At 67.3% G+C, this 25610-nt stretch carries 22 protein-coding genes; 6 read left to right on the forward strand and 16 right to left on the reverse strand.

The window, feature by feature from the left end:
* Positions 1–22 precede the first annotated feature (22 nt).
* The 9 genes from CSW59_RS10825 to CSW59_RS10865 all read right to left on the reverse strand — a co-directional run bounded on the left by CSW59_RS10825 (position 23) and on the right by CSW59_RS10865 (position 12694).
* Positions 23–2986 (reverse strand): 2-oxoglutarate dehydrogenase E1 component, encoded by a 2964-nt coding sequence (locus CSW59_RS10825; protein WP_099444049.1) that lies wholly within the window; start codon positions 2984–2986, stop codon positions 23–25.
* Between the two features lie 174 nt (positions 2987–3160).
* Positions 3161–4045 carry a succinate--CoA ligase subunit alpha gene (gene sucD / locus CSW59_RS10830; protein ID WP_099444050.1) on the reverse strand — a complete coding sequence of 295 codons (885 nt, stop codon included), beginning with the start codon at positions 4043–4045 and terminating at the stop codon, positions 3161–3163.
* Positions 4046–5245 (reverse strand): ADP-forming succinate--CoA ligase subunit beta, encoded by a 1200-nt coding sequence (gene sucC / locus CSW59_RS10835; RefSeq protein WP_099444051.1) that lies wholly within the window; start codon positions 5243–5245, stop codon positions 4046–4048.
* 314 nt (positions 5246–5559) lie between these two features.
* On the reverse strand, positions 5560–6882 hold the full coding sequence (locus tag CSW59_RS10840) for an MFS transporter (RefSeq protein WP_099444052.1): 1323 nt from the start codon (positions 6880–6882) through the stop codon (positions 5560–5562).
* 83 nt (positions 6883–6965) lie between these two features.
* Entirely contained in the window at positions 6966–9206 is a 2241-nt protein-coding gene (locus CSW59_RS10845) for a TonB-dependent receptor (RefSeq protein WP_099444053.1), read from the reverse strand.
* A 182-nt stretch (positions 9207–9388) separates the two neighbouring features.
* Positions 9389–10099 carry a TetR/AcrR family transcriptional regulator gene (locus tag CSW59_RS10850; RefSeq protein ID WP_099444054.1) on the reverse strand — a complete coding sequence of 237 codons (711 nt, stop codon included), beginning with the start codon at positions 10097–10099 and terminating at the stop codon, positions 9389–9391.
* A gap of 76 nt (positions 10100–10175) precedes the next feature.
* Entirely contained in the window at positions 10176–11639 is a 1464-nt protein-coding gene (locus tag CSW59_RS10855) for a carotenoid oxygenase family protein (protein WP_099444055.1), read from the reverse strand.
* A gap of 11 nt (positions 11640–11650) precedes the next feature.
* Complete coding sequence (locus CSW59_RS10860) at positions 11651–12091, reverse strand: DUF2141 domain-containing protein (protein ID WP_099444056.1); 441 nt, start codon at positions 12089–12091, stop codon at positions 11651–11653.
* A gap of 42 nt (positions 12092–12133) precedes the next feature.
* Entirely contained in the window at positions 12134–12694 is a 561-nt protein-coding gene (locus CSW59_RS10865; RefSeq protein ID WP_099444057.1) for a DUF2306 domain-containing protein, read from the reverse strand.
* 74 nt (positions 12695–12768) lie between these two features.
* Here CSW59_RS10865 and CSW59_RS10870 point away from each other — a divergent pair, with 74 nt between their 5' ends.
* Positions 12769–13584, forward strand: coding sequence for a LytTR family DNA-binding domain-containing protein (locus CSW59_RS10870; protein ID WP_236632203.1), 816 nt, complete (start codon positions 12769–12771; stop codon positions 13582–13584).
* Here CSW59_RS10870 and CSW59_RS10875 read toward each other — a convergent pair whose 3' ends face one another.
* The 3 genes from CSW59_RS10875 to CSW59_RS10885 form a co-directional block, all read right to left on the reverse strand.
* Positions 13585–14994 carry an efflux transporter outer membrane subunit gene (locus CSW59_RS10875; RefSeq protein ID WP_099444059.1) on the reverse strand — a complete coding sequence of 470 codons (1410 nt, stop codon included), beginning with the start codon at positions 14992–14994 and terminating at the stop codon, positions 13585–13587.
* Positions 14994–18170, reverse strand: coding sequence for an efflux RND transporter permease subunit (locus CSW59_RS10880; RefSeq protein ID WP_099444060.1), 3177 nt, complete (start codon positions 18168–18170; stop codon positions 14994–14996). Before CSW59_RS10880 ends, CSW59_RS10875 begins: the two co-directional genes overlap by 1 nt.
* 185 nt (positions 18171–18355) lie before the next feature.
* A complete protein-coding gene (locus tag CSW59_RS10885; RefSeq protein WP_099444061.1) occupies positions 18356–19519 on the reverse strand; it encodes an efflux RND transporter periplasmic adaptor subunit in 1164 nt (387 codons plus the stop codon).
* A 379-nt stretch (positions 19520–19898) separates the two neighbouring features.
* On the opposite strand from CSW59_RS10885, the gene CSW59_RS10890 reads away from it, so the two are divergent.
* A complete protein-coding gene (locus tag CSW59_RS10890; protein ID WP_099444062.1) occupies positions 19899–20537 on the forward strand; it encodes a TetR/AcrR family transcriptional regulator in 639 nt (212 codons plus the stop codon).
* On the opposite strand, the gene modB is transcribed toward CSW59_RS10890, so the two are convergent.
* Both modB and modA read right to left on the reverse strand, forming a co-directional pair.
* The gene (modB, locus tag CSW59_RS10895; protein ID WP_099444063.1) at positions 20534–21205 is read right to left on the reverse strand and encodes a molybdate ABC transporter permease subunit; all 672 of its coding nucleotides are present in this window, start codon (positions 21203–21205) and stop codon (positions 20534–20536) included. The genes CSW59_RS10890 and modB overlap by 4 nt on opposite strands.
* Positions 21205–21963, reverse strand: a complete 759-nt coding sequence (gene modA, locus CSW59_RS10900; protein ID WP_099444064.1) for a molybdate ABC transporter substrate-binding protein — start codon at positions 21961–21963, stop codon at positions 21205–21207. Before modA ends, modB begins: the two co-directional genes overlap by 1 nt.
* 27 nt (positions 21964–21990) lie before the next feature.
* On the opposite strand from modA, the gene CSW59_RS20780 reads away from it, so the two are divergent.
* Positions 21991–22128 carry a hypothetical protein gene (locus CSW59_RS20780; RefSeq protein ID WP_161495046.1) on the forward strand — a complete coding sequence of 46 codons (138 nt, stop codon included), beginning with the start codon at positions 21991–21993 and terminating at the stop codon, positions 22126–22128.
* Here the strand turns inward: CSW59_RS20780 and CSW59_RS10905 are convergent.
* Complete coding sequence (locus tag CSW59_RS10905; RefSeq protein ID WP_236632204.1) at positions 22125–22553, reverse strand: MarR family winged helix-turn-helix transcriptional regulator; 429 nt, start codon at positions 22551–22553, stop codon at positions 22125–22127. The genes CSW59_RS20780 and CSW59_RS10905 overlap by 4 nt on opposite strands.
* An 80-nt stretch (positions 22554–22633) precedes the next feature.
* Here CSW59_RS10905 and CSW59_RS10910 point away from each other — a divergent pair, with 80 nt between their 5' ends.
* Genes CSW59_RS10910 through CSW59_RS10920 form a run of 3 tightly spaced genes read left to right on the forward strand, consistent with a single transcriptional unit; the run spans position 22634 to position 24845 of the window.
* Entirely contained in the window at positions 22634–23374 is a 741-nt protein-coding gene (locus CSW59_RS10910; RefSeq protein WP_099444066.1) for a thioredoxin family protein, read from the forward strand.
* A gap of 11 nt (positions 23375–23385) precedes the next feature.
* Complete coding sequence (locus CSW59_RS10915) at positions 23386–24216, forward strand: VOC family protein (protein WP_236632205.1); 831 nt, start codon at positions 23386–23388, stop codon at positions 24214–24216.
* Positions 24213–24845, forward strand: a complete 633-nt coding sequence (locus CSW59_RS10920; protein WP_099444067.1) for a glutathione S-transferase family protein — start codon at positions 24213–24215, stop codon at positions 24843–24845. Before CSW59_RS10915 ends, CSW59_RS10920 begins: the two co-directional genes overlap by 4 nt.
* Here CSW59_RS10920 and mtgA read toward each other — a convergent pair.
* Complete coding sequence (gene mtgA, locus CSW59_RS10925) at positions 24842–25546, reverse strand: monofunctional biosynthetic peptidoglycan transglycosylase (protein ID WP_099444068.1); 705 nt, start codon at positions 25544–25546, stop codon at positions 24842–24844. The genes CSW59_RS10920 and mtgA overlap by 4 nt on opposite strands.
* Between the last annotated feature and the right edge of the window lie 64 nt (positions 25547–25610).

Raw genomic sequence — 25610 nt, forward strand, 5'->3', positions numbered from 1 at the left:
TATTGGTAACGGGAGCCCTCGCTTACGCGAAGGCCTCGTTGAGGAAGGTCTCGAGTTCTTTCAGGTGGCGGCTCATCAGGCCGGCGGCCGTGGAGGCCGAGGCCGGGCGGCCGACATAGCGGGCGCGCTTGGCCTTGATATCCAGCTTGTCCAGCGTCAGCTCCAGCCACGGGTCGACGAAGGTCCAGCCGCCCATGTTCTTGGGCTCTTCCTGGCACCAGACCAGGTCGGCGTTCTTGAAGCGCGACAGCACGTTCATCAGCGACTTCATCGGCCACGGATAGAACTGCTCCAGACGCAGCAGATAGACGTCGTCGCGGCCGGTCTTGGCGCGGTGATCGACCAGGTCGAAATAGACCTTGCCCGAGCAGAGGACGACGCGCTTGATCTTGTCGTCGCTCTTCAAGGTGATGCCGCCGACATCGCAGCCAGCCTCGGCGCCGTCCACCATCACGCGGTGGAAGCTGGAGCCCTCGGCGAAGTCCGCCAGGTTCGAGACGGCGCGCTTGTGGCGCAGCAGGCTCTTGGGCGCCATCACGATCAGCGGCTTGCGGAACTCACGCTTCATCTGGCGACGCAGGGCGTGGAAGTAGTTGGCCGGCGTGGTGCAGTTGAGCACCTGCATGTTGTCTTCCGCGCACGACTGCAGGAAGCGCTCGAGGCGGGCCGAGCTGTGCTCGGGACCTTGGCCTTCGTAGCCGTGCGGCAGCAGCATCACGAGGCCGCTCATCCGCAGCCACTTGCGCTCGCCCGAGCTGATGAACTGGTCGATGACGACCTGGGCGCCGTTCACGAAGTCGCCGAACTGGCCTTCCCACAGGGTCAGGGTGTTCGGGTCGGCCAGCGAGAAGCCGTATTCGAAGCCCAGCACCGCCTCTTCCGACAGGGCCGAGTCGATCACTTCATAGTGGCCCTGGCCCGGACGGATGTTGTTCAGCGGCGTGTAGTGCTCTTCGGTCTTCTGGTCGATGATGTCCGAGTGGCGCTGGGTGAAGGTGCCTCGCACCGAGTCCTGGCCCGACAGGCGGACCGGATAACCCTCGTCGAGCAGGGTGGCGAAGGCCAGGTGCTCGGCCGCGCCCCAGTCGATGCCCTCGCCCTTTTCGAACGCGTCGCGGCGGTTCTCGATGGCGCGGCGCACGGTCTTGTGAGCGTCGATCCGCTCCGGGATCGTGGTGATCAGCCGGCCCAGTTCGGTCAGGCGGGTCTTGGGGAAGGCGGTCTGGCCGCGGCGATCCTCATCGCCCGGCAGGCTAAGGCCCGCCCACTTGCCGTCCAGCCAGTCGGCCTTGTTGGGCTTGTAGCTCTTGCCGGCGTCGAATTCCTTGTCGAGGAAGGTCTCGAATTCCGAGACCCAGCCGTCGACCTCGCCCTGGGTGATGAGGCCCTCGCCGACCAGGCGGCTGGCGTACAGCTCGCGGGTCGGCGGGTGCCCCTTGATCTTGGCGTACATCAGCGGCGACGTCATGGTCGGGTCGTCGCCTTCGTTGTGACCGAAGCGACGGTAGCAGACCATGTCGATGACCACGTCCTTGCCAAACTTCTGGCGGTACTCGGTCGCGACCTTGGCGGCGAAGACGACGGCTTCCGGATCGTCGCCGTTCACGTGGAAGATCGGCGCCTCGACCATCAGGGCCATGTCGCTGGGATAGGGCGAGCTGCGCGAGTAGCGCGGGCTGGTCGTGAAGCCGATCTGGTTGTTGACGATGAAGTGGATGGTGCCGCCCGTGCGGTAGCCCTTCAGGCCCGACAGGGTGAAGCACTCGGCCACCACGCCCTGGCCGGCGAACGCGGCGTCGCCGTGCAGCAGCAGCGGCAGAACGTGGCCGCGGCCGGCGTCCGGCTGCTCGCGCAGGGTGAAGGCCTGCTTGGCGCGAGCCTTGCCGATCACGACCGGGTTGACGATTTCCAGGTGCGACGGGTTGGCCGTCAGCGACAGGTGGACCTTGTTGTCGTCGAACTCACGGTCCGACGATGCGCCCATGTGGTACTTCACGTCGCCCGAACCCTCGACGTCCGAGGGGACCGACGAGCCGCCTTGGAACTCGTGGAAGATGACGTGGTAGGGCTTGCCCATCACGGCGGCCAGCACGTTCAGGCGACCGCGGTGCGGCATGCCCAGGACGATGTCCTTCACGCCCAGAGCGCCGCCGCGCTTGATGATCTGCTCCATGGCCGGGACCATGGCCTCGCCGCCGTCCAGGCCGAAGCGTTTGGTGCCGGGGAAACGCTTGTGGAGGAACTTCTCGAAGCCCTCGGCCTCGATCAGCTTCTTCAGGATGGCGACCTTGCCTTCCTTGGAGAACACGATCTCCTTGTCGCGGCCTTCGATGCGCTCTTGCAACCAGGCCTTCTCGGCCGGGTCGGAGATGTGCATGTACTGCACGCCGACATTGTCGCAGTAGGTGCGGCGGACGATCGACAGGATCTCGCGGATCGAGGCAGTCTCGAGGCCCAGCACGAAATCCAGGAAGATCGGACGGTCGTAGTCGGCTTCCGAGAAGCCGTAGGTGGCCGGATCCAGTTCCGGGGCGGGCTTCGGCGGCTCAAGACCCAGCGGGTCGAGGTTGGCGGCCAGGTGGCCGCGCATCCGGTAGGCCCGGATCATCATAATGGCGCGCAGGCTGTCCAGCGTGGCGGCGCGGACGGCTTCGGAGGAGGCGCCGGGGGCCTTGCCCTCGACGGCCTTGGCGATCTTGGCTTCAACGGCGGGGGCGACGGTCGCCCACTGGCCGTCCAGGGCCGACAGCCAGTCTGGACGAACGCTGGGGACCTTCTTGGGCGTCCAGGCCGGATCCTGGGCCGCGCGCTTCACCTGGTCGGCCTGTTCGGCCAAGCTGGCGAAGAAGGCGTTCCACGAGGGCTCGACCGATCCGGGGTTCTCCGCCCATTGGGCGTAGAGGTCCTCAACGAACGCCGCGTTGGCGCCGTAGAGGAAGCTGGTCTCGGTCAAGACCTGGTTGATGATGCCTGCGTCGTCCGCCATCGTTGTCGCCTTAGATCCGCTTGCTTACGGGAGCGCTATCGCAAGCCCGTAAATATAGTCTCTCAATCGCCCGGGCGCCCGTCGAACGGCGGGGCCCAGGTGATTTTTTCGGATCGTCGACTGGCGGTCGCAAAAAACCTGGGCCCCGCGCGAGGCGGGGTTTCGGTGTTCTAGTTAGCCTTTGAGCACTTCAAGCAGGGTCTCACCCAGCTTGGCCGGCGAAGGCGAAACGCGGATGCCCGCGTCTTCCATCGCCGCGATCTTGTCCTCGGCGCCGCCCTTGCCGCCCGAAACGATCGCGCCCGCATGGCCCATGTGACGGCCAGGAGGCGCCGTGCGGCCGGCGATGAAGCCGACCATGGGCTTCTTGCGACCGCGCTTGGCTTCGTCCTTCAGGAACTGCGCCGCTTCTTCTTCGGCCGAGCCGCCGATTTCACCGATCATGACGATCGACTTGGTGGCTTCGTCGGCCAGGAACAGTTCCAGCACGTCGATGAACTCGGTACCCTTGACCGGGTCGCCGCCGATGCCGACGGCCGTGGTTTGGCCCAGACCAGCGTTCGTGGTTTGGAAAACCGCTTCATAGGTCAGGGTGCCCGAACGCGACACGACGCCCACCGAGCCTTCCGAGAAGATCGAACCCGGCATGATGCCGATCTTGCACTGGTTGGGCGTCAGGACGCCCGGGCAGTTCGGGCCGATCAGGCGCGAACGCGAACCTTGCAGGGCCTTCTTGACCTTGACCATGTCCAGCACCGGGATGCCCTCGGTGATGCAGATGATCAGCGGGATCTCGGCTTCGATGGCTTCCAGGATCGAGTCGGCCGCGAAGGGCGGCGGGACGTAGATCACCGAGGCGTCGGCGCCGGTGCGGTCCTTGGCTTCGGCGACGGTGTCGAACACCGGCAGGCCGATGTGCGTTTGACCGCCCTTACCCGGGGTGACGCCGCCGACCATCTTGGTGCCGTAGGCGATGGCCTGTTCGGAGTGGAACGTGCCTTGAGCGCCGGTGATGCCCTGGCAGATGACCTTGGTGTGCGAACCGATCAGAACCGACATTTAGCGGGCGCCCTTCACAGCGGCGACGATCTTCTCGGCGCCGTCAGACAGATCGTTGGCGGCGATGACGTTCAGGCCGCTTTCCGAGATGATTTTCTTGCCGAGTTCGACGTTGGTGCCTTCCAGACGGACGACCAGCGGAACCTGCAGGCCGACTTCCTTCACGGCGGCGATGACGCCTTCCGCGATGATGTCGCAGCGCATGATGCCGCCGAAGATATTGACCAGGATGCCCTTCACGGCCGGATCGGCGGTGATGATCTTGAAGGCTGCGGTGACCTTCTCCTTGCTGGCGCCGCCGCCGACATCGAGGAAGTTGGCCGGCTCGGCGCCGTACAGCTTGATGATGTCCATGGTGGCCATGGCCAGGCCGGCGCCGTTGACCATGCAGCCGATTTCGCCGTCGAGGGCGATGTAGGCCAGGTCGTACTTCGAGGCTTCGATTTCCTTGGGGTCTTCTTCGCTCTCGTCGCGCAGCGCCTTGATGTCCGGGTGACGGAACAGGCTGTTGCCGTCGAACGACAGCTTGGCGTCCAGGACGCGCAGGTGATCATCCGCCGTCACGATCAGCGGGTTGATCTCCAGCATGGCCATGTCCTTGGCCATGAACGCCGTATAGAGCTGGGTCAGCAGCGAGGCGGCTTCCTTGGCCAGACCGCCGGTCAGGCCCAGAGCCTTGGCCAGGGCGCGCTGGTGGGTCGGCCACACGCCCGTCGCCGGGTCGATGGTGAAGGTGTGGATCTTCTCGGGCGTCGAGTGGGCGACGTCCTCGATGTCCATGCCGCCTTCGGTCGAAGCGACGACCGAGACCTTGCTCGACGCGCGGTCGACCAGCAGCGACAGGTAGAATTCCTTGGCGATCGCCGCGCCTTCTTCGATGTAGAGGCGGTTGACCTGCTTGCCCTTGGGGCCCGTCTGGTGGGTCACCAGCACGCGGCCGAGCATTTCGGCGGCGTTCGTGCGGACCTCTTCGACCGACTTGACGACGCGGACGCCGCCCTTGGCGTCGGGGCCCAGGCCCTCGAACTTGCCCTTGCCGCGCCCACCGGCGTGGATCTGGCTCTTCACGACGAAGACCGGCGTGCCCAGCTTTTCGGCGGCGGCGGCGGCTTCATCGGGCGTGAAGGCGGCGAAGCCGCGCGGCACGGGGGCGCCGAACTCGGCGAGTACGGCTTTGGCTTGATGTTCGTGGATGTTCATGAGGGCCCGGTCTCGACGACGGCTTTCTGAAATGTGGCGGGGTTATAGGAGCGCTATTTCGCAGGCGCAACCGCGTCTGGACGATAAGGTGAAGGCTTGCGCGCTTATCGCACCCGATGAGAGGTCATCGCGCACGATCTGCACCGGCAAGGCAAGAGAAAGCCTTGACCTTGCGACATTGTTACCGGTCACACGCTTTTAGCGCGATGACAGCGTTTTCCATCCGGCGGACGTATGGGATCATGCGTCCGGGGCGACCGAATGGTCGCCGGCCCCACAGACGGCCAAGCGGCGCTAGATGGCCCGGGACGGTCCTAGTCGACCCAGTCCCGCTCGAGCCGGCGCGAGGCCAGGAAGAACAGCGCCGCTGCCAGCAGGTAGAAGCCCATGCCCGTATAAATGGCCCAGCGCAGGGACTCCGCGCCGAACACGGGCTTCAGAAGGTCCGAGACCTTGCCGAAATAGTAGAGACCCACGGCGATGCCGAGCAGGTTGTTGATCAGCAGGAAGAGCGCCGAGGCGGTCGTGCGCATCGGGGCCGGCGCCAGGTGCTGAACGGCCGCGGTGATGGGCCCTAGCCAGGCCAGGTTCAGACCCGTGGGGACCAGGAAGATGACGAAAGCGACGGCCAGCGCCGCCTGACCGCCCAGATCACCCACCAGCGCGCCGCTGTTCATCGCCAGCAGGAAGCAGGGCACCGAGATCAGGAACGCCACGGCCGGCGTCAGCGGATAGCCGGCCTTGGACTTGGCGCCCAGCTTGTCGGCCATGACGCCCCCCAGCCAGATGCCGACCACGCCGCCCAGGAAGGCGATGCCCGAATAGTACCAGGCGGTCTGCGACAGGGTCAGGCCGAGACTGCGCATGAAGAACGACGGCAGCCAGGCCGCGACGCCGTAGCCGCAGACCGACGAGGACGCCGCGCCCAGGGATAGCAGCCAGAAGCTGGGCTTGGCCGCCAGCAGGCGAGTCACCTGGCCGAGCGGCGCAGCGGGAGCGGGGATGGGCGGGGGCTCGCCTGGCGCGCGGTCGGCGCCGCCGCGCGGGGGATCGCGCACGACGAGGCGGAACACGGGCGCCAGCAATACGCCCAGCAGGCCCACGACGATGAAGGCCGTCCGCCAGCCGTAGTGAACCGCCAGCAGGCCGCCCACCAGGGTGCCGGCTGCGGTGCCTAGCGGGATGCCAAACGCGTAGGCGGCCAGAGCGCGCGCGCGTTGGTGCTTGGGGAAATAGTCCGCGATCAGCGAATAGGCCGGGGCCACTCCACCCGCCTCGCCGATGCCCACGCCCATCCGGGCCAGGAACAGTTGGCCGAAGCTTCCGACCACGCCACAAAGAGCGGTGAAGCCGCTCCACAGGGTCAGGGCGCCGGTCATGATCCAGACGCGGCTGAAGCGATCGGCCAGCCACGCGATCGGAATGGCCAGGGTCGTGTAGAGCAGCGCGAAGGCCAGGCCGCCCATCAGGCCGAACTGAGCGTCGGTCAGGCCAAACTCGTCCTTGATCGGCTTGGCCAGGATGCCGAGAATCTGCCGGTCCAGGAAGTTGAACGTATAGGCCAGCACCAGCATGGCCAGGACGACGTAGCGATAGCCCGACGCCTTTTCCCGCGCCTTCGTCTGGTCTCCGCTCATTACCGTTTCCCGCCTGCGCTACTGTCGCCATAAAAATCGGACGGGGCCTGTTGCAGCAGGCCCCGTCCCGGCTTCCGCCTAGATCAGAACGCGACTTCGATCGAGCCCGCGATGGTGCGCGGCGGTCCGTAGAAGCCGATCACCGAGTTGTTGTAGGTGGCCCCGGCGAAGTTGTATCCGCCGGTGCGATAGCGCTCGTCGGTCAGGTTCTTGCCGGTCAGGGCCAGCTTGTAGCGCCCGCCCGGCGCGGTCCAGATCGCCGTCAAGTCGACCAGGGTGAAGGCCTTCTGGTCGAGGGCCGGCAGCGGCTGCTCGAACTGCTGGTACTTGTCGCGATAGCTGACCATGGGCGTGATCGCGATATCCCCGCCCGCCAGCTCGCCACGCCAGGTCAGGCTGACATTGCCGGTCCACTTCGGGGTGTTCTGGAAGCCGTAGAGGTCGGCGACGTTGATCACCTGGCCCGTCGCCAGGGTGGTCGACGGGTTCAGCGGATTGGGCGCGCCGGCCGGCACGAAGCGGCTGAAGGTGTCGTACTTGGCGTGGATGTAGCCCAGGGCGACATTGGCCGTGAGGCTCGGGGCCAGCTTGGCGCTCACCTCGAACTCGCCGCCGTACAGGGTCGAGGCGCCGGCGTTGTCGACCGAGCTGGCGATGCCCGACGGCACCACGACCTGGGTCGTGACCTGCTGGTCGGTGTACTTGGACAGGAAGATCGCCGACGAGAACGACACCCGGCGCTCCAGCGCGAAGCCCTTCAGGCCCGCCTCATAGGTTTTCACGACCTCGGGCTTGTAGCCGTTGACGGTCTGCGGGGTGATGAAGGCATCGCCGCGCATGTCCCAGCCGCCCGACTTGTAGCCCTTGGAAAACGATGCGTAGGTCGTCAGGTCGTCGCTCAGTTCGTACGAAACCGAGACACGCGGGGTGAACTGCTCGAAGGTCTTTTCGGCGCTGTAGTTGGTGCGCGTCTGCAGGATCGCGCGCGGGGTCCCGCCCTGGTAGGGCGAGCGCGTCGCGCCCAGATAGAACAGGCGGAAGACGTTGGCGCGCTTGGCGTCGCGGGTGGCGCGGGCCCCCAGCGAGACCTTCAGGCGGTCGGTCAGGTTGGCGCTGAAGTCGAAGAAGGCCGCGAAGCTCTGGGTGCTGACCTTGCCGCCATTGGCGATCGAGACGCCCAGGTTGCCAGCGATCGTGTCGAACTCGCCCGAGGCCTGACTGTTCATGTAGTAGAGGCCGAACACGCCCTGGACGTTCTCGTCGGCGTAGACCGCCTGCAGCTCCTGCGAGAACGAGCGGTCGTCATAGGTCGCGGGAATGTCGAGCGTCGGAGCCGGCGTGCCGTCGAAGTCGATCAGGGTGTCGGTGTGACCGCGACGGTTGGCGGTGATCGACTTCAGCGTGACCTTGTCGGTGACGTTCCACTGGCCGGTCAGCGACAGGCCCTTGGTCATCACGTGGTTCTTGTCGCCCAGGCCGGCTTGCGTGTCATAGACGTCCAGGACCTGGTAGCCGCCGGTCAGGGCCGGCAGTTCGCGGTGGCCGTGGCGAGGGTTAGAATCGTCCGTGACGTGGTCGTAAGCCAGGCGGAAGAACAGGTCCTCTGTCGGCTGGTACTCGGCGCTGAGGCGATAGGCCTGGACGTCCTTGTCGTAGTGCTCGGCGCCGGTGGTCAGGTTCTTGCCATAGCCATCGCGCTTGTAGAGGGCGTAGGAGCCCCCCACCGACAGGCCACCGCCGATCGGCGTCTGGCCCGAGACCAGCAGGTCAGTCTGGTTGTAGCTGCCGTAGGTAGCCCGCACCTTGGCGCCGACTTCGTCGCCCAGGCGCTTGGTCACGTACTTGATCGCGCCGCCAATGGTGTTGCGGCCGTACAGCGTGCCCTGCGGGCCGCGTAGCACCTCGATACGCTCGATGTCGAAGATGTCGAGCACCGCGCCCTGCGGGCGGTAGATGTAGACGTCGTCGACATAAAGGCCAACGCCGGGCTCATAGCCCCACAGCGGATCCTGCTGGCCCACGCCGCGGATGTAGCTGATCAGGGTTGAGTTCGAGCCGCGCGCGGTTTGAACGGTGATGTTCGGGGTGGTCTGCTGCAGGACGGTGATGTCGGTCCCGCCGGAACGCTCCAGCCTGTCGGCCGAGAAGGCCGAGACGGCGACCGGCACGTCCTTGAGGTTTTCCTCACGCCGACGGGCGGTGACGACCACCTGCTCGACGCCGACGCTGTCAGCGGCGGCCGGAGCCTGTTGCGCTGAAGCCGAGCCCGCGACCGTGGTCCACGCCGCGCCGGCCAGCAATGCGGCCTTCCACATCGAAGTCATGGGTTTCCCTCCCTCGTTTCCGCCCGTCCCGGTCGGTCCGTCTTCGCGGACGCGCGCTCGGGAGCTTCGCCAATTCATCGAACAGCGAATTGCGAACACCATCACCCGAACCGGCGCGGCGCGCCAGTCCATTTTTCATCAGGTGATGAAAAATGCGTCGAGTACGGAAGATCGGGAAAACGTCAGGCCCTGCCCGCCTTGGCGATCACCGCCTCGAAGCCGGCGGCGCAGTACGAGAACAGCCGCGCTCGCACGGCCTCCAGGTCGCTGGAATGGCACTCGCCTTCCGACAGCGAGTCGATCCGTCCGGTCTCGGAAAGCGCCAGCATCATCGAGCCGGTCAGGAACTGGTAGCACCAGTAGAGATCGCGATACTCGGCCTCGGGGCGGACGGTCTTCAGCGTCTCGACCAAGCGGTGGACAACGGGATCGAAGAACCGCGCCATGGTCTCGCCACCCCAGGCCGGCGTGTTGTTCACCTGGGCCACCAGGGCGAAATAGCTCTTCCACCCCGGGCCGCCGTCCTGCGAGATGCGCAGCAACGGGTCGATGAAGGCCTCGATAACGCCCTCGACGGTCATCGCGCCGCCATGGTCTCTCAGATAGGCGTCCATCGAGGCTTCACGGGCCTGGTTCAGGATCTCGGCCCGACGCAGGAACACCGCGTCGAACAGCTCGCGCTTGGCGCCGAAATAGTAGTGGATCAGCGCCGTATCGACGCCCGCCTCGGCGGCGACCTGGCGGGTGGTCACGCCATAGAAGCCGTGGCGCGCGAACAGACCTTCGGCCGCGTCCAGGATCGTCTCCTTCAGGTCCAGGCCCTTGGCCTTGGACGGACGGCCCCGCCCGCCGGGGCGGGCGCCAGGACGGGAAGAGGTCTTGGCTGCGGTCATGAGCAGGGCCCGCCTTGGTTGCGCTTTGTCCTCGGATAGGCGCAACCCGGCGGGCCTGGCAAGGACCGCCGTTCTCTCAGGCTTGGACGAAGACGCCGTGGAAGGTGACCGGCAAGGCCACAGGCGCGCGCCAGGCGGCGATCGGACCTTGCTCGATGCGGCGAGCGTCGAACACGTGCAGCTCAGTGGCCTTGGTGTCCAGATTGAGCGTCGTGCCCACGATCCAGCCGTCCAGCTCCTGGCTGGAGCCAGGACGCGGGACGAACATCATCTCTTCCACCAGATGGCGCGGGCCAAAGTTGAACACCGCGTCGCGATCACGCTTCCAGTCGCGCACGGCCACGCCTTGCAGCAACGGACGATCGAGCTTCTGGTTGGTCAGGTGGACCGAATAGCGGCGCGCCTCGCCGGCGAAGCGCGGGTCCGAGCGAGGGAACTCCGCGGTGATCGCCTCCTTGGCGAACTCGGCGCGGCCGTTGGCGCGCAGGGTGATCAAGGCCCGGCGCGGCGGGGCGGCGGGCAACACCTGGCCCCGCAGGATCGCCTGGCCGTCGGCGCCCATGCCGGAGGGGTCCTCGTCGACGCAGGCGTCGAAGCGGATTGTCCCGTCCGCGTCTTCCCAGGCGTCGCCGAGATGGAAGAAGAAGAACGGCGGCAGCTCGAAGATTCGGCGCTTGGACAGGTCGTCCTTGTCGATCACCAGCACCTGGGTTCCCAGCTCCGGCTTCCAGGCCATGGAGCGGGCGATCGGCATCTTGAAGCCCTCGACTACCCACGGCTGCAGCAGGATCACCAGATGCCGCGCCGTCGCGGTGAAGTCGTGCATGTAGCTGGCGCGCGGCAGCGAGATCACCTCGGCCTTCTGCAAGGCGCCGTCGACGGCGAGCTTCCAGACGACAGCCTGACGGCCCGACAGGCCGAGGTTCCAGATCGTCCCGTCCGGCTGGACGCGCGGGTGGGCCAGGAACGGCATGCCCTTCAGGTCCGGCCGCAGGGTCTTGAAGCCCCGCGTCTCCAGGCTCGCGGGATCCAGGACGGTCGGCGAGCCGCCCTCCCATAGCGCCCACAGCTCACCGCCGGCCATGATCACCGAGGTGTTGGCCGCGTTGGCGTCATCGGGCCCGGTGAGCACCGCGCCGGGACCGGCCGCCGTCCCGAAGCCGGGCGTGATCACCGCGTTGGCGGCGGCGTCCTTGCGACGCTTGACGGTGTCGACGAAGCGAGCGGCCATGCGCGCCTGACCATCGGCGATCTGGAACTTGCGGACCATGCCGTCGCCGTCGAACCAGTGGCCGACCGAGCCGCCGGGCCGGCGGAACTTGGCCGGGCCGTTGCGGAACAGCGTCCCCTGAAGCTCGGCCGGCGCGCGGCCATGCAGCCGGGTCATGGCGGTCGGGGCGAGATCGCTCTCGACGTCGGCCAGGCCCAGGGTCCAGTCCCCGGCCTTGGCGTTGGCGGCGGCGGCCCAGACCGCCTCGGGGGTCAGCAGGGCGGCCCCGCCCATCAGGGCCGCGCCGCGCAGGATGTCGCGTCGGTTCATGGTCCCCTCCCCTACTTCAGGTGCAGCGCTTGGGCGTTGGCGCCGGCCTTCACCAGGAAAGCGGCTTCGTCGAAGGTCGGCGGGCCCATGGCGCCCATGGCGTCGCGCGAGAAGCCGTAGGGCTCGGTCGGCAGGCCGAAGGGGTTCTTGCTCATCTTGCCGTCGCCGTCGATGTCCTGGAACACGCGGACAGCATAGGTCCCGGTCGGCAGCGCCGGGATCTTGGCGCTGGGTTCGGCGTCCGAGGCCGAGGCCACGGCGACCCGCACGGCCTTGCCGGCGGCCCACCCCTGGGCGCTGTCATAGACGGCGATCATCACGTTGCCGGACTTGGTCGCGAGACCGGGGAAGGAGAGGGTCAGGTCGCCGAGCGCCTCTTGGGCGCGAGCGGCCGGGGCGATGGCCAAGGCGGCGAAGGCGAGGCCGGCCAGCAGGGTCTTGGAGAGGGTCATGTCGAGGCTCCTTGTTGCGATGTGTCGTGGGAAAGGACCGGCTCAGCCCAGGAACAGGGCCCAGAGCAGGCGGCCTGGGATGAAGGCGAACAGGCCGGCCAGCAGCAGGCCGCCGACGAACATGCCGGTCATGGCCTTGCGATGCGTCGCGACCTTGCCGCGCTTGATCGCGTAGACCGCGCCAGGCAGGCCGACGATCGTCCAGCCGGACAGCAGGTGGATGAAGCTGAAGTGGCCGTGGTTCAGTTGGCGGATGAACAGCGAGCTGACCGCGGTGACGCCCATGGCGATCACCCAGGTCCAGCCCAGCGTCTTGTGCAGGCCGGTTCCCTTCGCGCGCATCATCAGGGCGACGCCGATCAGCAGGGCCGTCACGGCGGCGGTCAGATGGATCTTGATCGCCAGCGGCTGGGCCGCCAGCAGGGCCAGGTCGGGCGCGTGGGGACGCACGCCGCGCTCGATCAGGAAGGCGCCCATGCCCGTGAACATGTTCGGCGCCGCCACGACAACCACCAGGATCGCCAGAGCCACGCCGAGGATCGCATTCCTCAGGCCGTCGTCGCCCAGCACGAGGCGACCGATTGACTTGGCCTTCGCATCCATCTTCCTTCACTCCCGGTTCGAGCGGGGCGACCGATCGCCTCGCCGTCGACGTCGGTGTTGGAGTGGGCGGCCTCGTGTCTCAATCGTCTTTGCGCCAATCGCCGCCCTCGCTTCGTGAGCGGCTGGGCGACGCCATTCACGCTTCGCGAACGGCGCTGTTCGGACCCGAGGCGGCGCGGGGCTATCTGGTGTCGGGCGGGGCCGGCGTGTTCCTGGCGCTGATCGGCGCGCTGGGCTCGCACCACGTGCCCATGGTGACGCGCCTGGCCTACTGGGTCGGCCTGTGCCTGGCCGGCGCGGTCGTCGGCACGGGCGTCACCCAGCTGATCGGCCGCGAGGGTCGCGCCGACAATCATCCGTGGCTCTATGGCGTGGCGACCGTCGTCCTCATCACCCTGCCGTTCACGGGTGTGGTCTGGTTCGTCAGCGAGGCGCTGTTCAATCGAGGCCTGAGGCTGGAGGTCCTGCCCCGCTATCTGTTGCCGGTCTTCATCGTGACAGCGGCCATGACCGCCCTGAACTTCCTGGTCCAGCGCCGCCCAATCGAGACCCACGCCGCCCCGACCGGCGCCCCCGCGCCGCGCTTTCTTGACCGCTTGCCGCCCAAGCTTCGCGGCGGCGAGCTGCACGCCGTCGAGGCCGAGGATCACTATCTGCGCCTGCACACCTCGCGGGGCCAGGACCTGATCCTGATGAGGCTGTCCGACGCCATCGCCGAGCTGGAAGGCATCGAGGGCGCCCAGACCCACCGTTCGTGGTGGGTGGCCAAGGCAGCGGTCCAGAACACCCGGCGCGGCGACGGCCGGGCGGTCCTTACCCTGAAAGGCGACGTCGAGGCGCCGGTCAGCCGCGCCTACGCCAAGGCGCTGAGGGAAGCGGGCTGGTTCTGATCAGCCGGTCCAGCCGCCACCCAGCGCCTTGTAGATCGCCACGACGTCGGTGTTGACGCCGGTCTCAGCGACGGTGAGGGCGTCCTCGGCGGCCAATAGGGTGCGCTCGGCGTCCAGCAAGACGAGGAAGTCGATGCCGCCCTCGCGGTACTGGATGCGGGCCAGCTCGGCCGCGCGGCGCGAGGCGGCGGCCTGGTCTGCCAGACTCTTCAGCTGGGCCTGTTGCTGTCGGTAGGAAACGAGAGCGTTTTCCAGGTCTTCCAGCGCCAGCAGCACGACCTTGTCATAAGCCGCCAGCGCCGCGTCGTCGCGGGCCCGCGCCGCGCGCAGGCGGGCGTGGGCGCTGCCCAGGTCGAGGGCCGGCCAGCTGACGGTCGGCGCGACCGACCAGGCCTGGCTGGCGCTGTTCCCGAAGCCCGTCGAGGTCCCGGACAGGAAGCCGACGAAGCCGGTCACCGAGACGCGCGGGAACAGGTCGGCCGTCGCCACCCCCACCTGCGCGGTCGAGGCCGCCAGACGACGCTCGGCCGCCTGGACGTCGGGACGACGGCGCAGGAACTGGCCCGCCTCGCCGATCGGCAGGGCCGCGATCAACGGGCGCGTGTCGGCCTCGCGGGGGGCTAGCAGAGCGTCTAGCGCGCCGGGGCGCTGGCCGGTCAGCACCGCCAGGCGGTAGTTGGCCCGCGTCTCCGCCGTGATCAGGCCGGGGATCGCCGCCTCGGTGGCGTTTAGGCGCGCCTGGGCCGAGGCGACGTCGATCGGACTGCCCGCGCCGGCGTCGAACCGCACCTTGGTCAGGCGCAGGGTCTCACGCTGGGTCTCGAGGTTGCGGTTGGCGACCTTGAGCCGAGCCTGGGCGCCGCGCAGCTCAAGATAACTTCGAGCGACTTCCGCGGCGACGGTGACCTGGGCGTCGCGCAGGTCGGCCTGGGCCGCGCCTGCTTCAGCGCCGGCCGCCTCGACGCTCCGACGGACGCGGCCGAACAGGTCGATCTCCCAGCTGGCGTCGAAGCCTGCCTGGTAGGTCTGGCTCTCGACCCGGTCGGTCGTCAGGCCGGGCTGTTGCTGCTTGCTCTTCGCATAGGTCCCATCGGCCGTGACGTGCGGCAGTACGTCCAGCTTCTGCTCGGTGAACAGGGCGCGGGCCTCGGCGACGCGGGCCAGGGCGATCCTCAGGTCGAGGTTCGCGCCCAGCGCCTGGCCGACCAGTTGGTCGAGCACCGGGTCGCCGAACGCCTTCCACCACTGCGCTTCCGGATTGGCGGCGGTGAAGACGGCCGGCTCGGCGTTCTGGAAAGCGACCGGCGGGGTCGCCGGCGCCTTGTAGTTCGGCCCGACCGCGCAGGCGGCGGCGGTCAGGGCGACGCCGGCGATCAGCGCGGCGCGCAGGGTGGGCTTGAAGACAGACATCAGTGCGCCTCCGCGGGCGAAGTCAGCTCCGTCTTCGCCACGGCCTTGCGGGCCGTGAAGCGACGGATGACGTAGTAGAAGATCGGGGTGAGGATCAGGCCGAAGACCGTCACGCCCAGCATGCCGGAGAACACCGCCACGCCCATGGCGCGGCGCATCTCGGACCCCGCCCCGTGCGACACCACCAGGGGGTAGACCCCCATGATGAAGGCGATCGAGGTCATCAGGATCGGCCGCAGGCGCAGGCGGCAGGCCTCCAGGACCGCCTGGAGCGGGCTGTCGCCATGCTCCTCGCGCTCCTTGGCGAACTCCACGATCAGGATGGCGTTCTTGCAGGCTAGGCCGACCAGCACGATCAGACCGATCTGGGTGAATATGTTGTTGTCGCCCTTGCTGATCCACACGCCGGCCAGGGCCGACAGCAGGGTCATCGGGACGATCAGGATGACGACCAGCGGCAGGCTCCAGCTCTCGTACTGGGCGACCAGCACCAGGAAGGCCAGCAGCACGCAGAGCGGGAAGATGAAGATCGCCGTGTTGCCCGCCAGGATCTGCTGGTAGGTCAGCTCGGTCCACTCGTAGCCCATGCCGTTGGGCAGCTCCTTCTTGGCCAGATCCTCAAGCGCCTTCTGGGCCTGACCGGTCGAGAAGCCGGGCGCGGGGCCGCCGTTGATCTCGGCGGTCAGCATGCCGTTGTAGTGGCTCTCGCGGTCGGGACCGGTGGTCTCGTGGAAGCTGACGAAGGCGCCCAGCGGGATCATCTGGCCGTCGCCGTTGCGGGTCTGCAGGCGCAGCATCTGCTCGGGCTGCAGACGGAAGCGCTGGTCAGCCTGCACGTTGACCTCGTAGGTCCGCCCGAAGCGGTTGAAGTCGTTGACGTACAGCGAGCCCAGATAGACCTGCATGGTCTCGAAGAGGTCGGTCAGGGACACGCCCTGGGCCCGAGCCTTCTCGCGGTCGATGTCGGCCTGGATCTTCGGGACCCTGACCTGGTAGCTGGAGAAGATTCCCGCCAGGGCCGGGTCCTGCCGCGCCTTGTCCATCAGGTTCTGGGTGGCCTTGTTCAGCTCGTCCGGCCCTAAGCCCGCCTTGTCGACGATCTGCATGCGGAAGCCGCCGATGGTGCCCAGGCCCTGGACGGACGGGGGCGGGAAGACGGCGATCTGGGCGTCGGGGATGGCGGCGAACTTCTGATTCAGCGCGGCGACGATGGCGCCGGCCTGCCTGTCCTTGTCACGACGGTCCTTGAAGTCGTCCAGGGTATAGAACACCGCGCCGGAGTTGGGGCTGTTGATCAGGCCGTTCACCGACAGGCCTGGGAAGGCCACCGAGCTCTTCACGCCCGGCACGCCCTTGGAGATCTCGCCCATCTGGCGGACCACCGCTTCGGTGCGGTCCAGCGAGGCGGCGTCGGGCAGCTGCACGACCGCGACCACATAGGCCTTGTCCTGCTGGGGTACGAAACCGGTCGGGGTCTTGGAGAAGGCGAAGACGGTCAGGACCAGCAGCACGCCGTAGACCACCAGGCCTGCGGAAGAGCGTCCCAGAGTCTTGGCCACGCCAGAGACATAGCCGTTCGAGGCCTTGGCGAAGAAGCGGTTGAACGGGTTGAACAGCCAGCCGAGGGCCGCGTCGATCAGCTTCTGGAAGCGGTCCTTGGGCGCGTCATGGCTGCGCAGCAGGACGGCGGACAGGGCCGGCGAAAGGGTCAGGGAGTTGACGGCTGAGATCACCGTCGAGATGGCGATGGTCAGGGCGAACTGACGGTAGAACTGGCCCGACAGACCGCTGATGAAGGCGGTCGGAATGAACACCGCGCACAGCACCAGGGCCGTGGAGATGATCGGTCCGGTCACCTCGCCCATCGCCTTGCGGGTGGCGTCGGCGGGGGCGAGGCCGAGCGAGATGTTCCGCTCGACGTTCTCGACCACGACGATGGCGTCATCGACCACGATGCCGATGGCCAAGACCAGGCCAAACAGCGTCAGGGCGTTGAGACCGAAACCCAGCATCAGCATCACGGCGAAGGTGCCGATCAAGGACACGGGCACGGCGATCAGCGGGATCACCGAGGCGCGCCAGCCCTGCAGGAAGATCACCACCACGATGACGACCAGGATGATGGCTTCGATCAGGGTGTGGACCACCGAGTCGATGCTCTCCTGCACGAAGGCGGTGGTGTCGTAGATGATCTCGTAGTCGACGCCTTCGGGGAACTCCTTCTTGAGTTCCTTCATGGTCTTCTTGACGTTGGCGGCCATTTCCAGGGCGTTGGAGCCAGGGCGCTGGAAGATCGGCATGGCGACGGCCGATTTATTGTCGAGCAAGCTGCGCAGGGCGTAGTTGTTGGCGCCCAGCTCCACGCGGGCGACGTCGCCCAGGCGGGTGATCTGGCCATCCTCGCCCGAGCGGATGATGACGTCCCGGAACTGCTCCTCATCGGTCAGGCGGCCAGGCGCGTTGATCGACAGCTGGAAGTCGGCGCCCGAGCCCGCGTTGGGCGGCGCGCCCAGTTGGCCGGCGGCCACCTGGACGTTCTGCTCGCGCAGGGCCCGCACGACATCGCCGGCGGTCATCGACAGGGCGGCCAGCTTTTCAGGGTCCAGCCAGACGCGCATCGAGTACGCGCCCGCGCCGAAGATCTGCACATCGCCGACGCCGTCGATCCGCTTCAGCCGATCACGCACGTTCAGCTGCGCGTAGTTGCTGAGGTACAGCATGTCGTAGCGTTTGTTCGGCGAGATCATGTGCACGACCAGGGTCAGGTCAGGCGAGGCCTTGTCGGTGGTCACGCCGATCCGCTGCACTTCCTGGGGCAGCTTGGGCAGGGCCTGGGCGACGCGGTTCTGGACCTGCACCTGGGCCTTATCGAGGTCAGTGCCGAGCGCGAAGGTGACGGTCAGCACCATGGCCCCGTCGGCGGCCGATTGGGACGATTGGTAGATCATCCCCTCGACGCCGTTGATCGCCTGCTCCAGCGGAGCGGCGACGGTCTGGCCGATGACAGACGGGTTGGCGCCCGGATAGGCCGCGCGCACGACCACGGTCGGCGGCACCACTTCGGGATACTCGCTGATCGGCAACTGCGGCAGCGACACCAGGCCGGCGATGAAGATGATGATCGAGAGCACGGCCGCGAAGCGGGGCCTGTTCACGAAGAACTTTGAAAAGGACATGCGGGTCGTCCTGGGGAGGAGGCGTTCCGGGGAGGAAGCGTGTTTTGTCACTCCCCTCCCCCTGGATGGGGGAGGGGCAGGGGTGGGGGTGATTGCAGAGGGTGATGGCGAACGCGGCGCATGGTCTAAGCGCCGAAGTCACCCCCATCCCCGCCCTTCCCCCATCGAGGGGGAAGGGAGAGATCTCAGTTCTGACGGATCGGGGTCTCGACCTGGGCGAGCTGATCGAGGTCGGCCTTGTCGGCCTTGACCGGCACCGGCGCGACGGTGTCGCCCGGCTTGACCTTCTGCAGGCCGCCCACGATCACCCGGTCGCCGGGCTTCAGGCCCGAGCGGATGATGCGCAGGTTGCCGGCCAGCGGGCCGATCTCCACCGGGCGGTACTCGGCCTTGTTGGCGCTGTTGACCACCACGACGAAGCGCTTGCCCAGATCGGTCGCGACAGCGCGATCGGGCGCCAGGGCGACGGTCTGGCTCTCGGCGCTGACCAGGCGGATGCGGGCGAACAGACCCGGCGTGAAGCGGCCGTCGGCGTTGGCGAAGATGGCCCGGCCGGCGATGGTGCCGCTCTTGGCGTCCAGGGCGTTGTCGATGAAGGCCAGCTTGCCGACATGCGGATAACCGTCCTCGGTCATTAGGCCCATATAGACCGGACCGCCCTTGCCGCGTTCGGCAGAGGCGTACTTCAGGAAGGTCTGCTCATCGGCGTTGAACTCGGCATAGATCGGCGTGTCGGACACCACGGTCGTCAGCAAACTCGACTGGGTGACGAGGTTGCCGCGCGTGATGATGGCCTTGGAGATGCGGCCGTCGATCGGCGAGGTCACCCGCGTCCATTCCAGGTTCAGCCGCGCAGTCTGCAGGGCGGCCTGGGCGGCGGAGAGGTTGGCTTGAGCGGCGCGCTCTTCCGAGGCCAGGCGATCGAATTCGCTCTGGGCCAGGGCGTTCTGCTCGATCAGGCGTCGGCCGCGTTCGCGATTGACCACCGCAAGGTCCAGTTGGGCCTTGGCGCGGGCCACCTCGGCGGCGGCGCGGTCGGCCTCGGCCTTGTAGGGGCGCGGGTCGATCTGGAACAGCACCTGACCCTTGTGGACGCGCGCGCCCTCGGTGAACTGGGCGCCGTCGATAAAGCCGGAGACGCGCGGGCGGATCTCGACGGTGTCGATCGGCTCGAGGCGGCCGGTGAAGTCGTCCCACTGGCGCAGGGACTTGAAGGCGACCTCGGTGACGGTGACCTGGGCGGGCGGCGGCGCGGCGGCGGCGTCCTGCTTGGCTTGGGCCGAGCAGGCGGCCAGCACGGCGACGGCGGCGAGGCCGGCGAAAGACGTGATGACGGGTTGGAGACGCATGGGGAGGAACCTGTCGGACGGAAAACGGGGGGAGCGGGCTATTCGAAGACGGGGCGGCGCGAGGCGCCGCGTGTGGACTGGCCAAGGGCGCGGAAGGTCGCCCAGCCGTGGCCGCCTTCCGGCTTGGACCTGAAGAAACCTATGAAACCCTTCGCCTTCGCGACTTGCGGGGCGGCTTGGGGCGCGGTGACGTAAACGTTTGTTTGCGGGGGCATTGGCGCGCGCTCCTTAGGGGTTTAAGGATCAAATGTCGCAGGGACGGTTACTTGACCCGGACGACGAGAATGACGATCTAGGATGTGACGAGACCGTTCGGTATCATCGCTCAGGGCGAGAGATACTGACCGGTAACTCTCACGTCAAGGAGAGGCCTGCCAAAATGGCGACGAGAAATTCTGGGGACGGGGCTTTGGGCGACAAGGAAGCGGCCGTTTGCGCGCCGGCGTCCAAGCGTCCGGCGCGTGACCGGATCTTCGAGACCGCCCGTGAGCTGTTCTACCAGCACGGCATCCGCGCCGTCGGCGTCGAGACCATCGCCTCCGAGGCCGACGCGACCAAGATGACGCTCTATCGGAACTTCCCGTCCAAGGACGAGCTGGTGGTCGAGGTTCTGCGCGAGCAGGAGCGCGAGTACTGGGCCTGGTGGGAAAGCGTCACGGCCTGCGGCTGCTCTGACCCGCGATCCCAGCTAGAAGCGCTGTTTGACGCCTTCGAGACCAAGGCCTGCAACGCCGACATCCACGGCTGCCCGCTCTCGAACGCAGCGATCGAGCTGCATGAGGAAAGCCACCCGGCTCAGGTGGTTTCGGTCAACTACAAGAAGGAGCTGCACAGGCGGTTGGCCGATCTCGCGCATCGCGCCGGTTCCAAAGACGACGACCTCGCCGACGCGCTTATGCTGCTGATGGAGGGCGCCTACATCTCCCGCGTCACCCTTGGCCCCGCCGGTCCGGCCCGCGCCGTGGCCCGCTCGGCCCGGGCGCTGATCCGGTTCCACCTGGACGGGTGCTTATCTTAAGCGCGCGGGTCCAGCACCCGCGCTCGCCGCTCGATGGCCAGCAGGGCCAGCAGCACCGCGAAGGCGAAGAGGAGCAGCATCAGCGACAAGCGGTGGGCCTCTCCCCATTCGAGCCCTTCGACCAAACGATAGATCTCGGTCGAGAGCACGGTGGTCTCGCCCGGGATATTGCCGCCCAGCATCATCACGACCCCGAACTCGCCCACCGTGTGGGCGAAGGTCAGGATGGCGGCGGCGACATAACCGGGCAGGGCTAGCGGTAGGGCCACCCGCCAGAAGCCGGCCCACGGAGAGGCGCCCAGGGTCGCGGCCGCCTCCAACGGCTCGTCGCCCACCGCGAGGAAGGCGTTTCGCAGAGGCTGCACCGCGAACGGCAGCGAATAGATCAGCGAGCCGATCACCAGGCCCTCGAAGGTGAAGGCCAGGGTCCGCACGCCGAACGGCGCTAGCAGGGCCATCAACGGGCTGTTCGGCCCCAGGGCGATCAGCAGGTAGAAGCCCAGCACCGTCGGCGGCAGCACGATCGGCAAGGCGACCACGGCCGTGACCACGGTGCGCAGGCTCGAACGTCCGCGCGCCAGCCACCAGGACAGCGGCGTGGCCAACAGCAGCAGAAGGATCGTGGTGATCCCCGCCAGCTTCGCCGTCAGCCATAGCACCTCGGCCATCAACGAACCTCGTAGCCGTAGCGCTTGATGATCGCCTTGGCCTCGCCGCTCTTCAGGAACGCCATGAACGCCTTGGCCGCCGCGCTGTTCTGGCCGGTCTTCAGCAGCACGGCCTGCTGCGCGATCGGCGTGTGGTCCGCCGCCGGCACGATCCAACGCGAGCCGCCCTTCACGTCGATCACCTGGGACAGGGCCACGAAGCCTAGCTCGGCCGCGCCGGTCTGGACGTACTGGAAGGTTTGGGTGATCGAGGCCCCGGTGACGATCTTAGGCCTCAAGGCCTCGTAGAGCTTCAGCTTGGTCAGGGTCTCGACCGCCGCCTGGCCGTAGGGCGCGGCCTTCGGATCGGCGATCGCCAGCTTGTCGAACCCGCCCTTGGCGAGCACCGCGCCCCTCGGATCGACGAGGCCGGACGTCTTGCTGAACAGCACCAGCCGTCCGGTGGCGTAGGTGAAGCGCGAGCCGAGAACCGCCAGACCCTCGGCCTCGGCCTTCTGCGGCCGCTCGACGTCGGCCGACAGGAAGACCTCGTACGGCGCGCCGTTTGCGATCTGGGCGTAGAACTGGCCCGACGCGCCGAAGCTCAAGGTGGCGTCGTGGCCGGTCCTGGCCTTGAACCGCGCGGCGATCTCTCGGGCGGCCTCGGTGAAGTTGGCGGCGACGGCGACCTTCGTCTCGCCGGCGAGGGCCGCCCCGCCCAGCGCAAGCGACACGGCGCCGGCCAAGGCGGCGATCAGCATCGGACGACGAGCGATCATCGGGTAGTCCTGAGCCTGGATCCAGTTGTGCAGATGGACTACATAGCGGCGGAATCGAGACTCGTCGCGCCCCTGAAACCAGAAGACGCGGCCCGGTCGTTCCTTGTCGGCGGGAAGGTCAAGGCGCGGATCGCCGCCTCCGACGTGATCCTGGCGGTGGACTAGGCGAGCTTCCGCAGGCCCGCGCGCAGAGTGTCGCCGCCGCCGCCCAGGTCCTCGTCCAGCTTGCCGTGCTCGCGCGTCCAGAGCGGCAGGGCCTGGGCCAGCAGAGCGCGGCCGTCGGGCGTCAGGCTCAACACCCGGGCCCGGCCGTCCTTGGGATCGGGCGCGACCGTCAGCAGGCCGCGTCGCTCCAGCGGCTTCAGCGCGGCTGTCAGGGTTGTGCGGTCCATGGCCAGGAGATTGGCGACGCCGCCCATGCCGGCTGGCTCGGGCCGGTTCAACGACATTAGCAGCGAGAACTGACCATTGGTCAGGCCCAGAGGCCGCAAGGCCTCGTCGAAACGCCGCGCCAACGCCCGGGCGGCGCGCTGGACGTGCAGGCACAGGCAGGTGTCGCGGACATGGATCGTCGCTTCGAAGGGAATCACGACCGGCTTTGACATACCCAATTTATGTTGATATCAACGTTATTCGTCAAGCGAAAACAGCTCAGTTTACGGAGGACGTGATGTCGCATGCCGTAGTGTCCCGCGAGGAATGGCTGGAAGCGCGCCGCGCCCTGCTGCTGAAAGAAAAGGCCCACACCCGCGCCCGCGACACTCTGAACGCCGAGCGCATGGCCCTGCCCTGGGTCAAGCTGGACAAGAGCTACGCCTTCGACACCGCAGACGGCCGCAAGACCCTGGACCAGCTGTTCGATGGCCGCAGCCAGCTGATCGTCTATCATTTCATGTTCGGGCCAGACTGGGATGCGGGCTGCGAGGGCTGCTCGTTCATGGCCGACCACTTCGATGGAACCCTGCCGCACCTGAACCACCACGACGTGAGCCTGGTCGTCGTATCCCGCGCGCCCTTGGCGAAGATCCAGGGCTACCAGCGCCGGATGGGCTGGCGCTTTCCATGGGTGTCGTCGCACGACAGCGACTTCAACCGCGACTTCCACGTATCGTTCACGCCCGAAGAGCTGGCCGGCGAGACGATCCACTACAACTTCATCGACCAACCCTCCGGACAGGGGCATGACGAGTTGCCGGGCCTGTCGGTCTTCTATCGCGACGCCGGGGGCCAAGTCTTCCACACCTACTCGACCTACGCCCGAGGGCCAGAGGAAGCGATCGGGACCCTGATGCTCCTCGACCGCGCGCCGTTGGGGCGCAACGAGAAAGACGCACCGGACTTCCCCCGCCGCCATGACGAGTATGAGGACGCCCAGCCCAAGTCCGCCTGCTGTGGCGGCGCGGCCGCCTGACACCCATCCGAATGATCCGCTCTTGGAACGCCTTCGCCGAGGCCGTGCCCACGGCCGGCCTCGCGCGCCCCTCTTCACACTGCGGGAACACCCTGATGGCCAACGACTTCGTCTGGTTCGAACTGGTCACGCCGGACGCCAAGGCGGCCGAAGCGTTTTACACGGCGGTCGTCGGCTGGACGACCGAGGCCTCCTCTGGTCCCGCCGGCCCCTACACGATCTTCAAGGTCGGCGACTTCCATTTCGGCGGCATACTGGAGATGCAGGACGCTCCACCCGGCTGGCTGGGCTATCTCGGCGTCGATGACGTCGACGCCTTCGCCAAGAAGGTCGAGGCAGCCGGCGGCGCGATCTGCAAACCGCCGCAGGACATTCCCAACGTCGGCCGCTTCGCCGTGGTGGCCGACCCGCAAGGCGCGATGTTCATCCTGTTCGTCGACGCGCCCGGCGCCGAGCCGCCACGGCCCGCGCCCATGTCGCCGGGCTCGCTGGGCTGGTCGGAGCTGCACGCGGCCGATTGGGAGAAGGCCTTCGACTTCTATGCGCCCCTGTTCGGCTGGGTGAAGCACGACACCGTGCCGATGGGCGAGATGGGCGTCTACCAGACCTTCGGCCCCAGCACGGCGGCGATCGGCGGCATGTTCAGCAACCACGCGCCCGCGCCGATGCCCTATTGGCTCTATTACTTCTGCGTCGAAGGGATCGACTCCGCCGTCGAGCGGGTGAAGGCCCATGGCGGTCAGGTGCTGATGGGACCGGTCGAGGTTCCCGGCGGCGCGTGGGTGGTCAACGCCGTCGACCCGCAAGGCGCCCTGTTCGCCATTCTGGGCATGCGCGGATGATCACCGTCTACGGAGAAGGCCGCGGCTTCCGCGTCGTCTGGCTGCTGGAAGAGATGCGGCTGCCCTATCGCCTGCGGGACGTCGACATGCTGGCCGGGGTCGAGAACGATCCCGAGTTCCTGGCGATCAACCCCGCCGGCTTCATCCCCGCGATCCAGGACGGCGACGCGATCATGGTCGAGTCCATCGCGATCATGGAATACCTGCTGGGCCGCTATGGGCCTTCGCCCCTGGCGCCTGATTCACTGGACGCGACTTTCCCCGCCTATCAGCAGTTCCTGCACCTGGGCGAGGCGGGACTGGCGGCGTCGGTCTTCTTCCTGACCGGCGCCAAGCACTTCGCGCCCGAGACCGATCGCGACAACTGGACCGTCCGACAAGCGATGCATGTGTTCACCAGCCGCCTGGGTCTCGTGATCCGGCGACTGACGGAGGCGCCCTACATGGCCGGTGAGACCTTCACCGCCGCGGACATCTCAGTGGGCTACGCCCTGGAGATGGCGCGCAAGAACATCGACTTCGCCCTGGGCGAGGCCGAGCAGGCCTATCTGGGCCGATTGCGCCAGCGAGATGGATACCAGCGGGCGCTGGCGGCCTGCCCCGCGACGCGCGGCTGGTGGACCAGCTAGCCCACGCAGTCGGCGAGGCCGTCGCGGCGCACCGTTTTCGAGGCCTTGCCGATCTTCTGGGTGCGCTTGGCCACGTACTTGCCCGGCTTGATCACCCGCCACTTCAGGGGGCTGGGCAGAATCGCCGCCAGCCGCGAGGCCTGGGTCTGGGTCAGCCTGTCGGCGCCGACGCCGAAATAGCGCTGGGCGGCGGCCTCGGCGCCGTAGATGCCTGGGCCAAACTCGATGGAGTTCAGATAGACCTCCATGATCCGCTTCTTGCCCCAGCCGATCTCGATCAGCACCGTAAACCAGGCCTCCAGACCCTTGCGGACATAGGAGCGGCCCGGCCACAGAAAGACGTTCTTGGCCGTCTGCTGGCTGATGGTCGACCCCCCGCGGACCTTCTTGCCGGCCTCATTATTCTCATAGGCCTTTTGCAGGGCGTCGAAATCGAAGCCGTGATGCTGGCAGAACCGCGCGTCCTCGGCGGCGATCAGGGCGCGCGGCAGGGCGGGCGCGACCTCGTCGATCGGCCGCCAGCGATGGTCCAGCCCCTTCCCCTCTACCGCGCGGATGACCATCAGCGGCGTCACCGGCGGCGGAACGAAGCGGAACAGAATCACCGCCACGATCGGTCCCGCGACCAGAATGATGAACAGAGCCAAGGCGATGTTACGCAGAAGCCGCCGCAAGGAACGCCCCCAAAAAGATCCAGACAGACTTGTCTTTACCCTGCGGCGGGATGCTAGCCAGAGGAAAAGCCGCTGCCTTCGGCATAGCGGT

The sequence above is a fragment of the Caulobacter sp. BP25 genome, from assembly GCF_002737755.1.
Lineage (GTDB): Bacteria > Pseudomonadota > Alphaproteobacteria > Caulobacterales > Caulobacteraceae > Caulobacter.

Bases quoted from the DNA above. Each gene is read 5' to 3' on its own strand.
- CSW59_RS10825 (WP_099444049.1), bottom strand. From the start codon at position 2,986: ATGGCGGACGACGCAGGCATCATCAACCAGGTCTTGACCGAGACCAGC.
- sucD (WP_099444050.1), bottom strand. From the start codon at position 4,045: ATGTCGGTTCTGATCGGTTCGCACACCAAGGTCATCTGCCAGGGCATC.
- sucC (WP_099444051.1), bottom strand. From the start codon at position 5,245: ATGAACATCCACGAACATCAAGCCAAAGCCGTACTCGCCGAGTTCGGC.
- CSW59_RS10840 (WP_099444052.1), bottom strand. From the start codon at position 6,882: ATGAGCGGAGACCAGACGAAGGCGCGGGAAAAGGCGTCGGGCTATCGC.
- CSW59_RS10845 (WP_099444053.1), bottom strand. From the start codon at position 9,206: ATGACTTCGATGTGGAAGGCCGCATTGCTGGCCGGCGCGGCGTGGACC.
- CSW59_RS10850 (WP_099444054.1), bottom strand. From the start codon at position 10,099: ATGACCGCAGCCAAGACCTCTTCCCGTCCTGGCGCCCGCCCCGGCGGG.
- CSW59_RS10855 (WP_099444055.1), bottom strand. From the start codon at position 11,639: ATGAACCGACGCGACATCCTGCGCGGCGCGGCCCTGATGGGCGGGGCC.
- CSW59_RS10860 (WP_099444056.1), bottom strand. From the start codon at position 12,091: ATGACCCTCTCCAAGACCCTGCTGGCCGGCCTCGCCTTCGCCGCCTTG.
- CSW59_RS10865 (WP_099444057.1), bottom strand. From the start codon at position 12,694: ATGGATGCGAAGGCCAAGTCAATCGGTCGCCTCGTGCTGGGCGACGAC.
- CSW59_RS10875 (WP_099444059.1), bottom strand. From the start codon at position 14,994: ATGTCTGTCTTCAAGCCCACCCTGCGCGCCGCGCTGATCGCCGGCGTC.
- CSW59_RS10880 (WP_099444060.1), bottom strand. From the start codon at position 18,170: ATGTCCTTTTCAAAGTTCTTCGTGAACAGGCCCCGCTTCGCGGCCGTG.
- CSW59_RS10885 (WP_099444061.1), bottom strand. From the start codon at position 19,519: ATGCGTCTCCAACCCGTCATCACGTCTTTCGCCGGCCTCGCCGCCGTC.
- CSW59_RS10890 (WP_099444062.1), top strand. From the start codon at position 19,899: ATGGCGACGAGAAATTCTGGGGACGGGGCTTTGGGCGACAAGGAAGCG.
- modB (WP_099444063.1), bottom strand. From the start codon at position 21,205: ATGGCCGAGGTGCTATGGCTGACGGCGAAGCTGGCGGGGATCACCACG.
- modA (WP_099444064.1), bottom strand. From the start codon at position 21,963: ATGATCGCTCGTCGTCCGATGCTGATCGCCGCCTTGGCCGGCGCCGTG.
- CSW59_RS10910 (WP_099444066.1), top strand. From the start codon at position 22,634: ATGTCGCATGCCGTAGTGTCCCGCGAGGAATGGCTGGAAGCGCGCCGC.
- CSW59_RS10915 (WP_236632205.1), top strand. From the start codon at position 23,386: ATGATCCGCTCTTGGAACGCCTTCGCCGAGGCCGTGCCCACGGCCGGC.
- CSW59_RS10920 (WP_099444067.1), top strand. From the start codon at position 24,213: ATGATCACCGTCTACGGAGAAGGCCGCGGCTTCCGCGTCGTCTGGCTG.